General features: G+C 40.0%; 15 protein-coding genes and 1 other RNA gene. 6 read left to right on the forward strand and 10 right to left on the reverse strand.

Annotation, left to right across the window (positions count from 1 at the left end; genetic code table 11):
• Window positions 1–142: 142 nt before the first annotated feature.
• Window positions 143–772: a response regulator transcription factor gene (locus H5163_RS11230; RefSeq protein ID WP_149980610.1), complete on the forward strand. Its 630-nt coding sequence runs from the start codon at window positions 143–145 to the stop codon at window positions 770–772.
• On the forward strand, window positions 759–2348 hold the full coding sequence (locus tag H5163_RS11235; protein ID WP_182735150.1) for an MASE1 domain-containing protein: 1590 nt from the start codon (window positions 759–761) through the stop codon (window positions 2346–2348). Before H5163_RS11230 ends, H5163_RS11235 begins: the two co-directional genes overlap by 14 nt.
• Here the strand turns inward: H5163_RS11235 and H5163_RS11240 are convergent.
• From H5163_RS11240 to rsmI, 3 genes are all read right to left on the reverse strand, one after another.
• Complete coding sequence (locus H5163_RS11240; RefSeq protein ID WP_182731654.1) at window positions 2345–2887, reverse strand: hypothetical protein; 543 nt, start codon at window positions 2885–2887, stop codon at window positions 2345–2347. The two genes, H5163_RS11235 and H5163_RS11240, sit on opposite strands and share 4 nt — an antisense overlap.
• Window positions 2888–3068: 181 nt before the next feature.
• An RNA gene (rnpB, locus tag H5163_RS11245) (RNase P RNA component class A) lies at window positions 3069–3434 on the reverse strand.
• Window positions 3435–3476: 42 nt separating this feature from the next.
• Entirely contained in the window at window positions 3477–4334 is an 858-nt protein-coding gene (gene rsmI / locus H5163_RS11250; RefSeq protein WP_149980608.1) for a 16S rRNA (cytidine(1402)-2'-O)-methyltransferase, read from the reverse strand.
• Window positions 4335–4395: 61 nt separating this feature from the next.
• On the opposite strand from rsmI, the gene H5163_RS11255 reads away from it, so the two are divergent.
• Genes H5163_RS11255 through dolP form a run of 4 tightly spaced genes read left to right on the forward strand, consistent with a single transcriptional unit; the run spans window position 4396 to window position 7830 of the window.
• Complete coding sequence (locus tag H5163_RS11255) at window positions 4396–6273, forward strand: penicillin-binding protein activator (protein ID WP_182735151.1); 1878 nt, start codon at window positions 4396–4398, stop codon at window positions 6271–6273.
• Window positions 6274–6303: 30 nt separating this feature from the next.
• Window positions 6304–6675 (forward strand): YraN family protein, encoded by a 372-nt coding sequence (locus H5163_RS11260; protein WP_145236829.1) that lies wholly within the window; start codon window positions 6304–6306, stop codon window positions 6673–6675.
• Window position 6676: 1 nt separating this feature from the next.
• Complete coding sequence (locus H5163_RS11265) at window positions 6677–7264, forward strand: SIS domain-containing protein (RefSeq protein WP_145236825.1); 588 nt, start codon at window positions 6677–6679, stop codon at window positions 7262–7264.
• A complete protein-coding gene (dolP, locus tag H5163_RS11270; RefSeq protein WP_145236822.1) occupies window positions 7264–7830 on the forward strand; it encodes a division/outer membrane stress-associated lipid-binding lipoprotein in 567 nt (188 codons plus the stop codon). Before H5163_RS11265 ends, dolP begins: the two co-directional genes overlap by 1 nt.
• Window positions 7831–8015: 185 nt before the next feature.
• Here dolP and H5163_RS11275 read toward each other — a convergent pair whose 3' ends face one another.
• The 7 genes from H5163_RS11275 to petA all read right to left on the reverse strand — a co-directional run bounded on the left by H5163_RS11275 (window position 8016) and on the right by petA (window position 17135).
• Complete coding sequence (locus H5163_RS11275) at window positions 8016–11312, reverse strand: EAL domain-containing protein (protein ID WP_182735152.1); 3297 nt, start codon at window positions 11310–11312, stop codon at window positions 8016–8018.
• Window positions 11313–11397: 85 nt separating this feature from the next.
• Window positions 11398–12951, reverse strand: coding sequence for a PAS domain-containing methyl-accepting chemotaxis protein (locus H5163_RS11280; RefSeq protein ID WP_145236816.1), 1554 nt, complete (start codon window positions 12949–12951; stop codon window positions 11398–11400).
• 442 nt (window positions 12952–13393) lie between these two features.
• Window positions 13394–13834, reverse strand: coding sequence for a ClpXP protease specificity-enhancing factor (locus tag H5163_RS11285; RefSeq protein ID WP_145236812.1), 441 nt, complete (start codon window positions 13832–13834; stop codon window positions 13394–13396).
• Complete coding sequence (gene sspA / locus H5163_RS11290; RefSeq protein ID WP_064667929.1) at window positions 13834–14460, reverse strand: stringent starvation protein SspA; 627 nt, start codon at window positions 14458–14460, stop codon at window positions 13834–13836. Before sspA ends, H5163_RS11285 begins: the two co-directional genes overlap by 1 nt.
• Before the next feature lie 79 nt (window positions 14461–14539).
• A complete protein-coding gene (locus H5163_RS11295) occupies window positions 14540–15283 on the reverse strand; it encodes a cytochrome c1 (RefSeq protein WP_145236807.1) in 744 nt (247 codons plus the stop codon).
• Window positions 15280–16545, reverse strand: coding sequence for a cytochrome b N-terminal domain-containing protein (locus tag H5163_RS11300; protein ID WP_145236803.1), 1266 nt, complete (start codon window positions 16543–16545; stop codon window positions 15280–15282). Before H5163_RS11300 ends, H5163_RS11295 begins: the two co-directional genes overlap by 4 nt.
• Window positions 16545–17135: a ubiquinol-cytochrome c reductase iron-sulfur subunit gene (gene petA / locus H5163_RS11305; RefSeq protein ID WP_145236799.1), complete on the reverse strand. Its 591-nt coding sequence runs from the start codon at window positions 17133–17135 to the stop codon at window positions 16545–16547. Before petA ends, H5163_RS11300 begins: the two co-directional genes overlap by 1 nt.
• Between the last annotated feature and the right edge of the window lie 504 nt (window positions 17136–17639).

Below are 17639 nucleotides of genomic sequence, written 5' to 3' on the forward strand. Positions count from 1 at the left end.
GTTAACACCTCTTTTGCAATACATCATTGCTACAAACCTACATTAACGTTCATCTTAAGAATCGACAGGTAATTTCACTAGGAATAATTCTTAGACATAATAAATTGATTTAGATGTATAATTCCTGAAAATGGAGGGATTTATGCGGATTGGAATCATTGAAGATCATCAGTTAGTTCGAGATAGTTTTAAAAAACTACTTGAGCTCGAGTTAAACTGGCAAGTAACAATTGAAGCTTGCTCAGTGAACGAAGCAAAGTTAGCAGTAAATATTGACCAGCCAGATGTCTTTATCGTTGATATTTCAATGCACGAAGGTGAGACTGGCCTGACTTTTCTATCATACTTAAATGAGCATTACCCAGAAATAAAAACCATTGTAGCTTCTATGCATGACCATGAACCGTACGTCAGCAATGCAATACAACTTGGGGCGCTTGGTTATGTGTCAAAGCGCTCAGCTTCAGACGCTATGATTGATGCGGTAAAAACAGTAATGCGCGGCCATCGCTACATCAGTGAAGACGTTAACTTCAACTACACCTGTGTTTCTGATAAAAAAGACCTTTTAACAAATAGAGAAATAGAGGCTCTACCACTTTTTGCCAAAGGCTTAAATGCCAAACAGGTTGCTCAACAGCTCGGCATGATGCCGAAAACCGCTCACGTACATAAAACAAATATTTGTAATAAACTAAACGCAACAACTTCATTTGAACTATTAAAAGTTGCCATTGATATCGGGGTTATTCAACTTAATGAGTTGGCCTAGGCTTATCACTGCCACACCTTCCACTACAAACATAGTACTAGGGGCAGCTAAGCAATGCGCGGTTTGCGTTGCTTACTTAATCGCGCTGTGTGCCTCTACATGGGTTAGTAACCATCTAGAAACCGTCCCACAAAGTAGTGCTATATTTCTCCCTGCAGGTATTAAACTGGCTTTTGTTATTATGTTCCCAACACGCTATTGGCCAATAATATGGTTAGCATCACGACTCTATGCAGCGTATTTAGGTTCTTTTTATACCCAGCAATGGCATTTAAATTTATTACATGGTGCGTGGCAAGAGGCTATCTATTTAGCCATTGTCTTCGCTTTTAAGCATAGCCGTTGGCCACCAACGATAAAAGATAGTAAAGGTGTGCTTTCGCTTATTTTACTAGCAAGCTTAGCGGCAGCATCAAAATGGTTTTTGTTTGCCAGCTCTTTTGAGTTCACAACTTGGTTAGAAGGTAAACAACTACTGCAATATCAGTTAAATATGACTTTAGGTGATTTGACTGGCAGCTTGTTTATCACACCTTTTATTATTTTGTGTGCTAACAGTTATCACCGAGCCTTTAGCCTAGAGGGCGGAGTTAAACTAATTATCACAGTCACTGTTTTTACCCTATTAATGCTGTCGATTTATCTGCTGCGCCCTGATATCTACTCACTATTACGCTTGGCTTCCCTACTACCAATTATTTGGTTTTCATATCACTTTGGTATTACAGGCGCTATATTTGGCGCAGCAGCAGCAAATGGCTTAATAATATTAGAAGCAAGCATCACACAAGATGCAACTAATACTTATATTAGCCAATTGTTTATTCTGACCAATGCCGCAACGAGTTTATTACTCGGTGCGGCAGCTGCAGAGCTGCGACAAAAAAATAATATGCTAACACTGACAAACATTGAACTTAGGGCGCAATTAGAAAAAAACCAACAACTGGCTATCAAAATGGTGAATGTACAAGAAAGTGAGAGGAAGCATTTATCACAAGAGCTTCATGATGAATTAGGGCAAAACCTGACTGCATTTAAAACCGATCTTGCCGTTTTAACCAGTATGACGGATCAAAGCGTCAGCGCGATTGTGACTACGTTAAAACGAAATGCTAATTCAATGTATGATTCAGTCTATCACCTGATGCATTATCTGCGTCCGCGTGAGCTTGATGAATTAGGCTTAGCAAAAGCACTTTCACAAGGGAAGTTTAAAAGCTTGATGCATAAAGAAAAAGTTAGGTATATAACACATTTATGCATAAACGAAGCAATTAGAGATGAACATCAAATTGCGATCTATCGAATTTGCCAAGAAGCAATCACCAATTGCATCAAGCACAGCTGCGCATCTGAGTTGGTAATTAGTTTAGATTCCAACTCGGATCTGATCACGTTAATTATTCAGGATAATGGCAATGTCGCGACAACCGCCTCACATTCTGGTGGTTATGGTCTCGCTTTCATTGATGAACGCGTGACTGCTCTTGGCGGCCAATGCTCATTCTCAAACGAGCAAGGCTTCACCATTAATGCAACATTCCCCATATCAGCTGATGAACAAGTCCGCTAGCGAATATAAACTTGCTTGGAATAAAACTTTTTCCTTACCTGTATCGCCTCATTATCGTTAGCAGGTACTTGCACTTCAGCTTGATTACCGACTAACTGTAATAGCAATCCTTGAGCAATTTCCTTATCCCCGACTTTTGATTTTATAACCACTTTTTTGCCAATAGCACCTTGCAGCCGAGGCTTAGGAAAAGTGACTTTATTGATTGGCTTTAAGCCTTCATAATTAGTGAAAAGATTAACGCAGTGCTGTTTTGCTGCAAGTATCAAATCGTCTTTAGACTTCACAATATCGACATTATTCAAAAAGTGAATAAGTGCACTATTACGCCGATCAAACTCACTGGACACATCCTGTATATTAAGCGCTGATGCCCATTTACGGAGCACTAAATATTTTCCTAGTTTGATCCGCGTCAAGCTGGTTGATGCCCCAGTCATCTTGCTATACCACTCGATGCGGTAGCATGATGAACCTAAGCTATGTAATAGCACCGTTGTATTGCCAAACTCCCTTGTACTGCCCTCGATCACGCTCATTCTAATTCCCTAAACTAGCAATAAAGCAATAGGTTAGGCGCTAATGAAAGAGGTTAATATCATCGTTTTTCTTATTGCGACTAAGAAAATGGCTTATAGCATTTGTGCCTAGTTTGGATTTAAAGCGTATATTTCAAGCACAAAAAAGCCCGCAGCGTTAACTGCGGGCTTTTTTATTGAATGAGTGAGTCAGCCTATAAGCCGGGTTCTGTCCTTTCCGAAGAAAGTGATAATCATTCGTCTAGGCCATAAATCGCTCTATGGCTCAAGCAACCTACCCGGTTCCAACGTGGGCCACGCCATAAGGAACCCTATTTGGTCTTGCTCCGGGTGGAGTTTACCTTGCAACCAACTATTGCTAGTGGCCCGGTGCGCTCTTACCGCACCCTTTCACCCTTACCAATCCGAAGATTGGCGGTCTCCTCTCTGCTGCACTTGTCGTAGGCTCACGCCCCCCAGCCGTTAGCTGGCACCCTGCCCTATGGAGCCCGGACTTTCCTCCCCCTGCGCATTTTCGTTGCAGGCAGCGATCATCTTGGCTGACTCGGCGCGCAGTATACCTGAGCTGGATTGTATGTGCAGTAAAGATTTAGCCTTTTTCGTCAATAATTGTTTTATAAAGGGCATTTTTCTTCATGCCAAAATAATCGGCCACTATACCGCAGGCTTTTTTCATTGGCATTTCATTCTCAAGTAACGCCAACATTTTACGTGCTTCTGGCGGAATATCATCAACCTGCTTTGGATTACCAGGCAACATTAGCACTATTTCGCCGCGCTGTTTGGTTGGATCGTCGGTTAAAAACTGTTTAAGTTCACTTACTGTGCCATTAAAAAATGTTTCAAAGGTTTTGGTCAACTCTTTAGCAAACACCACTTGTTGCTCACTACCAAGCGCTATCTCCAAGTCATCTAAACTTGCCATGATGCGATGAGTACTTTCGTACATAATGCTGGTTATATTGGAATTAACCGCTTCAATAAAAAAGTCTTGGCGAGCTTTGCTTTTTGCAGGGGTAAAACCAATAAACTGAAAACGATCTGTTGGTAAACCTGAACAACATACAGCTGTTATGGCGGCGCATGCTCCTGGTATGGGGGTGACATGTGCGCCTTGCTCTCGGCATAAATTAACAACCGCATAACCAGGGTCACTAATTAGCGGTGTGCCTGCATCCGAAACTAATGCTATATTTAAACCTTGATTAAGTTGATCAATAATTTGTTGCGCTTTTTGCTTTTCATTATGGTCGTGCAAAGCAAAGGTTTTAGCTTTAATACCAAAGTGACTAAGCAACTTACCGGTATGGCGCGTGTCTTCAGCAGCGATTAAGTCAACTTGCGATAAAGTCGCGATTGCACGCTGACTTAAGTCGTCATAATTGCCGATTGGGGTGGCTACAATGTAAAGAGTGCCGATTTTCTGTGAATTCTCCTCATTTAACATTGAGGTCTCCTGCGTCAGTCAGTAATATAAGCAAATCGCGTTAACGTATTGGGAAATCATTGTGCGACTTAAACTTGTTAGTCTATTAATCATATTGTCAGGGTTATCGGCCTGTAGTACAACCGAAAAACCGACTAAAACCAGTGAAAACCTCAGTTCAGCTAATAGCGCATCACAAATTCAAGCGACTGACGCACAATCTATGTACCAACTAGCCTTAAATCGCCTAGGCGCTGACAAAATCCAACTTCTTTATAGTGCGCGTGATGCTGCGATTGTAGAGCAACAATGGCCACTGTTAGAGCAAATTAGTACTGAATTAGAACGCACACCTAGCGTAGACCAAGTGCAAAATAAACTCTATACCGCTTTTGCGCAAATGCAACAAAACAAGAATACCCTCGCACTTGAGATGCTAGCCAGTTTAGACAGCCAATTGACTCAACCGGAGCATTTTGCTTGGCATCAATATTTAACCGCCAGCATTTACGCATCACAAAATTTACCAAAACAAGCGATGCCATATTTTTTTCGCGCTTCTGAAACCGCAAGTAAAAAGAACTTAACGATCCCACAATTAAATAGTGCGTTATGGCAGAACCTTCAGCAGCTTTCATCTTATGCCCTTGAGCGCTTTAACCGCGGCTCAGTGATACAGCAAGGTTGGGTAAATTTAGCTTTATATCATAAAGTTTACTTAGGTGCCCCTGTAGAACTTGACCAAGCAATTAATAATTGGCAGCGCCGTTATTCAGGCCATCCGGCAATCGCGGTATTACCAAAAAAGGCTGCGGATCTAATTACTGCTGAGCCACTGAATATTGAACGTTTAGTTGTTTTATTACCCCAATCAGGTGCTAATGAACGCCTAGGTGATGCCTTAAAAGCTGGCGTGTTAGCAGCACTAGATAACTCACCTATTGATGAAACCATTTTTATTGATGAAATGCTTAGCTCTGCTGAGCTTTCTGCAAAATTACTCGAAATTAAACCAAACTTTATAATTGGGCCGTTACTCAAAGCGAACATTGATAAGCTAGTTGCAAGCAAAGCATTACAAGATTACCCAGTTTTGCACTTAAATACCTTTGATGGTGAGCGCCAGTCTCCACAGCATTACTTCTTTGCGCTTAATCCTGAACACGAAATACAGCAAGCACTTGAGCACTTTTTAACGGTTGGTTATCAAAAACCTATGCTGCTTGCGCCAAATAATAGTTCAGGCCAGCGCTTAGTGGATTTATTCAACCGACAATGGCAACGCTATAGTGAAACCACACCAGAAGTTGGTCTTTATAATGATAAAAAAGATATGCCAACCACCATTATTAACCTGTTAGAAGTTGATAAGTCAAAAGAACGTATTGCGACCGTTAAGTCATTATTTAAACAAGAAGTAGAAAGCGAAACCCGCTCTCGTCGTGATATTGATGTTATTTATATTCTCGGTGATGCTATCGAAACTCGCTTGATTAAACCTTATTTAGATGTAAATGTGAGTACCTTTGCTGATCGCATTCCTCTGTATGCCAGCTCAAAAAGTCATAGCAAGCAAATCGATAGCACCGATAAAGGCGATCTCGATGGTTTGTATTTTACCGAGTTACCATGGATGCTCAGTGGACAAGTCAAAGATCATGCCTTGCGTCAGCAATATAACTCGCTGTGGCCAGAACAGGCTGATATAAGTCAGCGTTTATTTGCGATGGCCTATGATTCGGTTGCTATGTTAAGTAGTATCACACAATTGAGTATGCTTCCCGGTAAGCGGTTTAATGGCTTAACCGGTCAATTAAGCATTACCAGTGATGGGCAAATAAATCGCCAACTTAATTGGGCGCAATACAAAAATAGACAAATCCAGGCGGTGCAGCTAGCAACATCAGCACCGTTACCATTATTTATGCAATCAGCTACCAGCCGGTCAAACAGTGAGTAGCTAAAAGCAATATAAAACAAGGATGTTGTGATGTCGTGGTTTAAACAACTGTGGCAAAATAGCCGAGAGAAAGGCCAGTATTACGAGCTACAAGCGCAAAAATACTTAGTAACGCAAGGGCTGATCCCGTTAGAGCGAAACTATAACTGCCCCTACGGGGAGCTAGATGTAATAATGCGCGATGGCAACACGCTAGTGTTTGTGGAAGTGAAATTTCGCAGTAGCTATGTTAAGGGTGGAGCAATCCACGCTTTAGGTAAACAAAAGCAAGAACGTTTAAAGCGCTCTATTTACCATTATTTAGCAACCAAAAAGCTTAGTGATCAAGCAATAAGAATCGACTTTGTCGCAATAACAGGCGGCACATCGCAACAACTTAATTGGATAAAAAACGTATTTTAATATGCAAGATACTATAAAAGAGATTTTTACTGAAAGCATTCAGGTGCAAATAGCCGCCGGCGAAGTACTCCCAAGCGCCCTAGAAGCCGCTGCATTTACCATAGCGCAAAGCCTAATCAATGGTAATAAATTGATTTGTTGCGGTACTGCGAGCTGTCATATGCTTGCTCAGCATATGGCCGGTATATTGATCAACTACTACGAAACAGAACGTCCTTGTTTACCGGCAATCGCGCTGTCACAAGAACATATCAATCTTGGTCAAAGTACCCAAAGTGACGACCAAGAAACTTTTGCGCGGCAAATACGAGCGTTTGCTCAACAAGGCGATTTACTATTGGTCTTAGCAATTAATGGCAACGAAAAAAACATCATATCGGCAGTCGAAGCCGCACTCACCAAAGATATGAAAGTTATTGTTATGGTTGGTGATGATGGCGGTGAGCTAGTAGGTTTACTCGGCGCCAATGATGTCGAAATTCGTGTTCCGTCAAAACGTCCGAGCCGCATCATAGAATCTCACTTGGTTAATCTTCACTGTTTGAGTGAACTCGTCGACTTGACCCTATTCCCACAGGAAGAAAGCTAATGTTGAAACAATCTCTAATTGTTATTAGTACAGTACTATTATTACAAGGCTGCGCTGCTGCAGTTGTTGCAGGTACCGCTGGTGCCGTTACCGCAGCCAACGATCGTCGTACTCTTGGTTCGCAAATCGATGATAGTAATATCGAAATCAAAGCTGGGGTCGCAATAAACGATGTACCTCGCCTTGCTGATCATGCCAATATCAGCGTGATTAGCGTTAACGGCATTGTATTGTTAATAGGCCAGGTTGCAACTCAAGAAATGAAAGACGAGGCTCAGCGTACGATTGAGGGCTTACCTGCTATACGCAAAATACATAACCAAATTCGTATTGGCTCTAACATTAGCATGAGCACCCAGACTCATGATTCTTGGCTAACGTCGAAAGTAAAAACACAATTACTTACCACCGACAACATCAGTAGCAACAACATCAAAGTAGTAACTGAGAATGGCGAAGTATTTTTAATGGGCTTAGTATCAGATGCAGAAGCAAACACCGCTGTAAGCGTTGCACGTAATGTTTCGGGTGTAGAACGCGTTATTAAGGTATTTGAGTACTTATAAAGATAAAGAATTTTCAGCCGTGTTTGCCATTAGGTTAACACGGTCTCTCCATTTTAATCACCTGAAACTTAACTCAGCCTTCGTCACAAATAAATATCGTATAAAATCGCTAGCCCTTGGTTTTACTAAAAAAGCCCACAACGCGATGCCCTCTATTTAAGTCGCATTATTGCTACAATAAAATATTAAAATTGTATTTCTTCAAATATACATGGTTTACCAAACAGATAACCCTGATAGGCATTGCAGCCCATGCTCTGTAATAATAACCGTTGTGCTTCTGTTTCAACCCCTTCAGCTATTACTTCTAAATCCATTGAACTAGCTAGTGTTATAACAGCCTGAGCAATCGCTTTATCATTAAGACTATTAATAATATCACGGACAAAACTCTGATCTATTTTCAACTGATCCAAAGGCAGTTTCTTTAGGTAAGACAAAGACGAATAACCCGTACCAAAGTCATCAATTGAAAATGTAATCCCATGCCGCTTTAGCTCTCGCATCTTAGCTTTAACATCGGATATATTATTTGCTAAGAGAGATTCGGTGATTTCTAACTTTAGACGCCCTGGATTAGCTTTTGAGCTATTAAGTGCCTTGAGAACTACCTGAACAAAGTCTTTTTTACTAAACTGTACAACACTAATATTAACTGCAACGGTAAAACTAGCTTTAGCAGGAGTTTTTGCCCATTTTGCTAATGTTTCACATGCTTGTTGCAATACCCACTCACCTATAGGCACTATAAGCCCAGTATCCTCTGCCAATGGAATAAAGTCCGCAGGTGAAATAATGCCCTTTATAGGATGAACCCAACGCAATAGTGCTTCAACACCAACAACTTGTTGGTATTGGTTAATCTGCTTTTGGTAAAACAAAGTGAATTGCTGTTGATTTACCGCTTCGTGTAAGTCACCGATAAGAGTAAGTCTTGAGCTAACAGCAATCTGCATCTGAGGGTCAAAGAATTGCACCCCATTACGACCAGCATCTTTTGCCTTATACATAGCTAAGTCTGCTTGCTTGAGTAGCTCCTCTGTTGATGTGTTTGCTTTATTAAACATAGTTACACCAATACTTGCTGAACTATTATATGTTAAACCATCAAGATTAAACTCTTGCGCTAAGCGTGTCATAATTTTTTGAGCAATCGATTCAGCTTGATTAGCAGCCTCTTTTTCATCATCCCCCAGATCAGCAGCAATAATAACAAATTCATCACCACCGAGCCGAGACACAGTATCCCCATGGTTTATTGCTTTAACTAATCGATTAGCCACCTTACATAACAATAAATCCCCTTTATTATGTCCAGCACTGTCGTTTAAATTTTTAAAGTTGTCTAAATCTAAAAATAAGACTGCAGCGAAATTGCAGCTTCGAGCACAATGGGAAATAGTATTTTGCAATCTATCAAGTAACAAACGACGGTTTGGTAACATAGTAAGTGAATCATAAAACGCTAGCTTATGTATTTCCTGTTCACGTTTTTTACGTTGAGTAATGTCGCGAATAATACCAATAAAGTTGATCTCACCAGCATTTTTCACCTCGACAACACCTAGCTCAATAGGAAAGGTAGCGCCGTTTTTGTGCAATGCATCAAGCTCTCGAATGCGCCCAGTAATATCACTATTCCCATTGTTTATATATTTTTTTAAATAGTGATTATGGTGCTCGCAGTGCTTTGAACCCATTAGCATGCTAATATTGTTACCTATAACTTCATTATCACTATAACCAAAAATTTCCTTTGCGGCTTGGTTAAATGTGAGCACTACCCCCATACTATCGATAGTAATAACACCATCAAGCATACTTTCTACGACGGCGACCATTTGTTTTGATTTTTCATCGAGAGAGCTTTCAGCTTTGATTTGATCATTAATATCAAAATGCGTACCTAGCAACCACTCTGCTTTACCATCATCAGTGCGAGAGGATATCTTTCCACGGGTATTGATCCAAATCCAATCACCATTTTTGTGCTTCATCCGCATGTTAGCTTCATAGCTCGGGAGCTGACCAGAAACATGTTTTTCAAGTTGAAATAAACAATAATGAAGGTCATCAGGGTGAGTTAGCTTCTCCCAGCTAAAACGACTTAATGGAAGCAACTCAGCAAGCTTATAACCTAATAAATCAGCCCAATTGTCATTAATGAGTAACTCGCTAGTTTGAATATTTAAATGCCATGTACCAATCTTGTTTGCATCAATAACAGTTTTAAGTAAATTTTGACTGTTATGAATAACCTGTTCATCTAGCTTTTCTTTTGTTATGTCAGTCTGTATTGCAATATAACCTGAATGCCTGCCCTCATTATCTAACAGTGGATTACATGCTATTCTTATCCAATAAGGCTTTTTATTTTTGGAGTAATTTAGCACATCGACGTTAAACCCCTTGACTGCGCTAATAGCATGTCTCATTTCATTTATTGTCTCAGGATCTGTATCTAGCCCTTGCAACAACTCACCTGGTTTTTTTCCTGAGATATCATCTAATTTGAAACCCGAAATAGCAGTAAAAGCTTCATTTATCCAAACAACTAAACCACTTTTATCAGTGATTATAACTCCGTTTGTTGTTTGTCTGACAACCTCTGAAAGGCGTCGTAACTCTTCGCTTGCGAGTAATTGTTCTGTGATATTACGAATAACGAGTAATACCTCATTTTTATCAATCTTTTTGTAACGAACTTCAAACGACCTGTTTGACTTAGTAGTAAATGTATTATTTTGATGAATAACATCATCTGCATTAAAAGCCTGTTCAACTTTGCTTATAAGTTGACAGCCTAGCTCATTAGGCATTAGATCATTAATAGTGTGGCCAATAATTTCATGCTGAGGTATCGGTAAATCAGGGTGTTCATTACATGATATAAAACGGTATTCTCGGTCAATCACAAACACCATATCTGGCAACGTAGCTAAAATTGATGCCTTTTTTTTCATAGTAGAATGTAATTGTTGCTTAAAAACCTCTTGGTCTAGCCGAGTAATTTCATGCTCCACCATATCAGCGAATTCACGTAGCATTTGCTTTTCATCACTTGAAAAATCACGGGGCACAACATCAATAATGCATAACGTACCTATTGGTTGCCCACTGGACTCGCGTACTGGTGCGCCTGCATAAAAACGAATATGAGGTTCATGTGTTACTAGCTGATTTGTCGAAAAACGAGAATCTTTTATTGTATCTGTAACAACAAAAACATCCGGCTGTAAAATTGCATGCCCGCAAAAAGAGATTTCACGCCCAGTTTGACAAACATCCAATCCAACCTTTGATTTAAACCACTGCCTGTCACTATCGACCAAAGAAACTAAGCATATTTTTACATTAAAAAAATGTGCAGTTAATCGCGTGATACGATCAAATCGCTCCTCAGCAAGCGAATCAAGTAAACCTGTGTGTTTTAAAGCATTTAAGCGAGCAGATTCATCAGCGGGGTAATCAGGTGCGCTCATTTACTTCTCCAAGTTTTTTACTCATTAGTTTCATATCAATATCAACATACATAATTAAGAAATGGCTTTTGATAAATTTTTTACTTTATTGTTTGAAGCGAACAACGAGTTCATGCAGCTCATCAGCTATCTTATTAAGATAGATAATAGTTTCTGATAACTTATTGGAGCTTTCAGTACTCGTATCTGCAAGTGCAGAAATATTTACAATTTGACGATTGATATCTTCAGCAACATGGGATTGCTCTTCAACTGCTGCAGCCATTTGAGTAGACATAGAAGCAATTTGACCTACAGACTCGGTTACACCATTTAGCATTTTACTGCTCTCAATAACATGAGAAAGACCATCTTTTGCATCAATAGCCCCTGCATCAGCTATTTCTACCGCGTCACTTGCACGCTGCGTTAATTCGCTAACAATACCGTAGATTTCTTTAGTTGATTCTTGGGTACGCTGAGCTAGACTTCTAACTTCGTCTGCTACGACAGCAAAACCACGGCCTTGTTCACCCGCACGAGCGGCTTCAATTGCAGCATTCAAAGCTAGTAGGTTAGTTTGATCAGCAATTTGTTCAATTATTTGAGCCGCATTAGCTATTCGTGCTGTTTGTTCTGAAACACCTCGTACTGAACTACTAATTTGCTCAACCGTAAGCTGCAGTTTTTGAATAGAATTATGGGTAATATTGGCTATTTCAGAGCCTTTTAAAGTCAGCTCATTGGCTTTGTCAGCTTGTGATGCAGTATCACTCACATGTTTCGATACTTCAGCAATAGCGGTAGACATTTCATTCATTGCTGTAGCAACTTGCATAGTTTCTAACTGCTGACTTTCAATATCTCTTCTTGTTTTATCAGTCAGTTCAGCACCTTTCTCAGATTCCTTAGCAACAACCAGCGCAGAACTCTCGATACGAGTTATAATCGTCCCTAAATGAGCAAGTTGACTTAAAATAGCAACTTTAAGCTTTCCTAAATCACCAGCATCATCGGTATAGCTTTTGACTGCAAGAGGATCCGAAAATGAGTGAGAAAGCATATTATTAAGCGCATTCAGAGTTTTCTTTTTAACTATAGAAACCCAAATGGCAAAAATAACAACTGATGTAAACAAAATACCTTCGGACAATCTTGCATAACCAGCTAAAAATAATATTGCGCAAATAATAATTGAAAAAGTTAGCAATAAATTTTCTAAAGACACTGGTAAATGCATTTTCTGGCTTTTACCTTTGTTGATATCACGATAAAGCTGCGTAGCCCGAGCAACCGCCTGTCGTGATGGACAAGAACGAACTGACTCATAGCCAACAATCTTATTGTCTTGTGTTATGGGTGTAACATAAGCATCGACCCAATAATAATCGCCATTTTTACAGCGGTTTTTTACAAGCCCCATCCATGGTTTACCCAATTTTAGATAAGACCACATTGTTTTAAATGCTTCTGAAGGCATATCAGGATGCCTTACTATGTTATGAGGCTGACCTATTAACTCTGCTTTTTTAAACCCGCTGATTTCAATAAAAGCTTCATTACATTCAAGAATGTTGCCTTGAGTATCTGTTACTGTAATTAACTTAATATTATTATTGAATGTTTTTTCTTTAGTCGTAACAGGCAGGTTACTACGCATCGTATATACCTAATTATTAAAATTGTTGGAATTATAAAGAATTGTGAAAGATTACAAAGGATTGTGGAAGATTATGAAATTATCATAATATTATACTAATAAGAAAATAAGCACTAGGAAATAATACTGAATTATAGAAAACACAAGAGCAAGCTGAATACTTAATCGGTACACTTTTAATTAAAGCTAGTTGTTGCATTTTTACTTTATAATTATTTTATATCGTGTGATGCCACTTAGGCTCAAGTTAGATAATGTATCAGTTCACAGTGCTGCTTGTTTTACAGCAGAACCTCATAAAAATATCTAATTAGGTGGTCAAATTAACGTTGCTAATACAAATTTAAACCACGTATTTGCTCCCTGCATACCATTAATATGCGTGCTTATTGCGCGCATAAAAAAACCGCTTAATCAGCGGTTTTTATCAAACAATTACATATTACTTAATAACACGTAAGTGTGAGCCTTTTTTCTTTTCAGGCTTAGAAGGAGCTGGCTCGTCAGGTAATAATTCATCTGCGATATCAACACTTTCTAACTCAGCTGCAAACTCGTCTTCATCTTCTAAAAACTCATCTGCAGTAAACACAGTGCCTTCACCGTTTTCGCGGGCATAGATCGCAAGCACGGCACCAATTGGCACGTATACTTGCATTGGCTGACCACCAAAGCGGGCACTAAAGCTTAACTGCTGATTATCCATTGAGAATTGTGTGACAGCTGATGGGCTAATATTCAACACAATTTGTCCATCTTGAACAAACTGTGTTGGTATTTGCACGGCTGGAAAATCAGCATTAACCACTAAATGCGGTGTACACTGATTATCAACAATCCAATCAAAGAAAGCACGAAGTAAATAAGGACGATTAGGCGTCATTACAAACGGATCTCGCGCTCAGTTTCAGTAAGAGAAGCTTGGAATGATTCACGCTCAAATAAACGGATCATATATTCTTTCATCTCTTTAGAACCTGCACCAGTTAGCTCAATACCAAGCTCTGGTAAACGCCATAGTAATGGTGCTAAGTAACAATCAACTAAACTAAACTCTTCACTCATAAAGTAAGGAGCTTCAGTAAAGATTGCTGAAACAGCAAGTAAAGCTTCTGTTAGTTCTTTACGCGCTTGTGCAGACTCTGCACCATTAGCATAAATTTTAGCAGCAAGGCTGTACCAATCTGTGTCGATGCGATGCATCATTAAACGGCTGCGGCCACGCATTACCGGATAAACAGGCATTAGTGGAGGGTGAGGAAAACGTTCATCAAGGTATTCCATGATGATGTTTGCCTGATATAAACCAAGCTCACGGTCAATCAGTGTTGGCACTGTACCGTAAGGGTTAATTTCATGAAGTGCTTCTGGCAGGTTGTCCTTTTCAGCCAGATGAATATCTACACTTACGCCTTTTTCAGCAAGTACAATGCGTACTTGATGGCTATACATACAGTTAGCACCAGAAAAAAGGGTCATTACAGGGCGCTTATTGGCAGCTACGGCCATGCCTACCTCCATTAAATAACAAAAACAGCAAAAGGGGCTTAAGCCCCTATTGCAAAATTACCTTTAAATATGTTCAAAATTAATGAACATCTCTCCAGTATTCTTTCTTCAGCATGAATGCCAAGATAAATAGGATAACTAAGAATCCGATAACCTTGATACCTAACGCTTCTGATTCAAGACGTGAAGGTTCACCCACGTACTCAAGGAAGTTAGTTAAGTCACGAGCCGCTTGATCGTACTCGTCTACACTCATTTCGCCTGTTCCATCTGTTTCAGTACCAATAACTTTAGTCACAGTGTGACCATGTTCTTCGACTTCTTCAGTAATAGGTGTTGGTAAACCTTGTAGTTCTTGCAGAACGTGAGGCATACCTACCAGTGGGAAAACAATATTGTTTACCCCAAACGGACGAGATTCATCTTTATAAAATGACTTTAAGTACGTGTAAATATAATCCGGAGATTTTACACGTGCAATTAGAGTTAGATCCGGCGGAGCCGCACCAAACCATTTTGCTGCATCATCTTTAGTAATTGCGTTAGTGATATGGCTACCAACTTTTGAACCGTCAAAAATTAACTGCTCAAGGCCAACGGCTGTTGGAATACCGATATCACGGAAAGTACGCTCATAACGCTGATACTGCATTTGGTGACAACCAAGACAGTAGTTCATGAACAACTTTGCACCACGTTGCAACGAAGGCTGATCAGTTAGGTCATTACCGGCTTCCATTAATGGAACCGATGGACCTGCCGCCATTGCCGGCAATACGTTTATTGATAAAGCAAATAAACCGATAATAAGCTTTTTCATCATTTCGTTAACCTCTCAGGCAATGGCTTAGTTTTTTCATTCTTACTGTATACAAACAACAGTACGAAGAACATAAAGTAAGTCACAGTACAGATTTGCGAGACAATCGTTTTAAAGTCAGTTTGTGGAGTTGCACCCACCCAACCAAGTAGTACGAAAGTAACAACAAACCCTGCAATGTTCCATTTATGGAAGCCACAACGGTAGCGAACCGATTTAACCGTACCACGGTCAAGCCAAGGTAATAACGCCAGCACAACAATCGATGCACCCATCGCAGCAACACCAATTAGTTTATCTGGGATTGCACGTAAGATTGCATAGAATGGCGTAAAGTACCAAACTGGGAAAATATGTGCTGGTGTTTTAAGTGGATTTGCCGCTTCAAAGTTTGGTCCTTCAAGGAAGAAACCATTCATCGCAGGCATAAAGAACACCACCCAACAGAACAAGATTAAGAAACCAACCACACCCACAATATCTTTTACTGTGTAATAAGGGTGGAACGGAATCGCATCAACAATATCTTTCTTGTCAGTGTAATACTCATGGAATTTAAATTTAGGCTTATCTTCTTCAGCAACAGAGCCTTTCTTACGCTTGATCTCAACACCGTCAGGGTTGTTTGAACCCACTTCGTGCAGTGCCACGATGTGTAAGAATACTAAAATTACGATAACCAATGGTAAAGCTATAACATGTAATGCAAAGAAGCGGTTAAGCGTTGCACCTGATATTACATAATCACCACGGATCCAAAGTGTTAAGTCATCACCAATAACCGGAATAGCCCCGAATAGTGAAATGATTACCTGTGCACCCCAGAATGACATTTGACCCCATGGTAATAAGTACCCCATGAATGCTTCAGCCATTAACGCTAAGAAGATAAACATACCGAATAACCACAGTAATTCACGTGGTTTTTGGTAAGAACCGTAGATCATGCCACGGAACATATGCATATATACAACGATGAAAAACGCTGATGCACCTGTTGAGTGCAAATAACGTAGTAACCAGCCGTATTCTACATCACGCATGATGTATTCTACTGAAGCGAATGCGCCCTCAGAAGACGGAACAAAGTTCATCGTTAACCAAATTCCGGTAAGAATTTGGTTTACTAGTACTAACATGGCCAATGAGCCAAAGAAATACCAGAAGTTAAAGTTTTTCGGTGCTGGATACTGTGCAATATGCATGTTCCAAACACGTGTCATTGGGATACGGTCGTCTATCCAACCAATAATTTTACCGAACATTAGGCTACCCCTTTTTCTTCGCCCACTAAAATAGTGGTTTCATCAAGAAATGTGTAAGGTGGTATTTCTAAGTTTAACGGGGCAGGTACCGATTTAAATACACGGCCAGCCATATCAAATTTAGAACCGTGACATGGACAGTAGAAACCATCATCTGTTCCCTCAACCTTTTCACCAAAATTACCTTGGAAAAAGCCAGGTGAACACCCTAAATGCGTACAAATACCTACCGCGAGAAATATCTCAGGGCGTAATGAACGGTAATCATTTGTTGATGATTCTAATTGTTGTGGCTCTTGCGATTGCGGATCACGAAGTTGACCTTCGTGTTCTTTCATCTGCTCAAGCATTTTAGGGGTCCGTGATACAACCCATACAGGTTTACCACGCCACTCGACACGTATTAATTGTCCCGGCTCAAGTTTGCTGATATCTACTTCTACAGGCGCACCCGCAGATTTAGCTCGCTCACTTGGATTCCAAGACGCAATAAAAGGAACAGCAGCCCCAGCCGCACCAACACCACCTACAACAGAGGTAGCTATGGTTAAAAAGCGACGTCGGCCATTGTCTACAGGCGCATTGCTCATCCACTTATCTCCACTATGATTCTCAACACTTGCTATATTGAGAACATCAGTTACAGCAGGTTAATTTTTCGAAATTTTAAAATAGAAGCGATCATAATTAAAACCCTTGATTAAAACAAGGTTATTAACAGCCTCATGCTCGAATAATCCCGACTTTATCAACTAATTGACTAAGTTAGCTCGAGCATAGAGCCGTTTTATGATATGACTTTTACAAAAACAATATACTGACCAAGATCAACCTCACTAAAAGGAAGCAGATTAACTGCACATGGTGCTGTTGAACTCACTCACATTACTTGCCAGACAATTGTAGCAAAAAAATTCATCAATTAACTGACGGATTTACACTTATTACGATAATTATTGAACTTTTTTTAAAGTTATACGCAACAAAGGCAGTAGCAGGTTAATTATTAGCCGCATATTTGATACGAGTTTGCGAGTTTGCTTATGTCTGATAAAAAGTGCGAGTTTGCGAGTTTGCGAGTTTGCGAGTTTGCG

The sequence above is a fragment of the Pseudoalteromonas sp. SG44-8 genome (assembly GCF_014164125.1).
GTDB lineage: Bacteria > Pseudomonadota > Gammaproteobacteria > Enterobacterales > Alteromonadaceae > Pseudoalteromonas > Pseudoalteromonas rhizosphaerae.

Coding starts and splice junctions, on each gene's coding strand:
- petA (WP_145236799.1), bottom strand. CDS start 17,135: ATGAGCAATGCGCCTGTAGACAATGGCCGACGTCGCTTTTTAACCATA.
- H5163_RS11295 (WP_145236807.1), bottom strand. CDS start 15,283: ATGATGAAAAAGCTTATTATCGGTTTATTTGCTTTATCAATAAACGTA.
- H5163_RS11285 (WP_145236812.1), bottom strand. CDS start 13,834: ATGACGCCTAATCGTCCTTATTTACTTCGTGCTTTCTTTGATTGGATT.
- H5163_RS11300 (WP_145236803.1), bottom strand. CDS start 16,545: ATGTTCGGTAAAATTATTGGTTGGATAGACGACCGTATCCCAATGACA.
- H5163_RS11230 (WP_149980610.1), top strand. CDS start 143: ATGCGGATTGGAATCATTGAAGATCATCAGTTAGTTCGAGATAGTTTT.
- H5163_RS11235 (WP_182735150.1), top strand. CDS start 759: ATGAGTTGGCCTAGGCTTATCACTGCCACACCTTCCACTACAAACATA.
- H5163_RS11260 (WP_145236829.1), top strand. CDS start 6,304: ATGTCGTGGTTTAAACAACTGTGGCAAAATAGCCGAGAGAAAGGCCAG.
- H5163_RS11240 (WP_182731654.1), bottom strand. CDS start 2,887: ATGAGCGTGATCGAGGGCAGTACAAGGGAGTTTGGCAATACAACGGTG.
- rsmI (WP_149980608.1), bottom strand. CDS start 4,334: ATGTTAAATGAGGAGAATTCACAGAAAATCGGCACTCTTTACATTGTA.
- dolP (WP_145236822.1), top strand. CDS start 7,264: ATGTTGAAACAATCTCTAATTGTTATTAGTACAGTACTATTATTACAA.
- H5163_RS11265 (WP_145236825.1), top strand. CDS start 6,677: ATGCAAGATACTATAAAAGAGATTTTTACTGAAAGCATTCAGGTGCAA.
- H5163_RS11275 (WP_182735152.1), bottom strand. CDS start 11,312: ATGAGCGCACCTGATTACCCCGCTGATGAATCTGCTCGCTTAAATGCT.
- sspA (WP_064667929.1), bottom strand. CDS start 14,460: ATGGCCGTAGCTGCCAATAAGCGCCCTGTAATGACCCTTTTTTCTGGT.
- H5163_RS11280 (WP_145236816.1), bottom strand. CDS start 12,951: ATGCGTAGTAACCTGCCTGTTACGACTAAAGAAAAAACATTCAATAAT.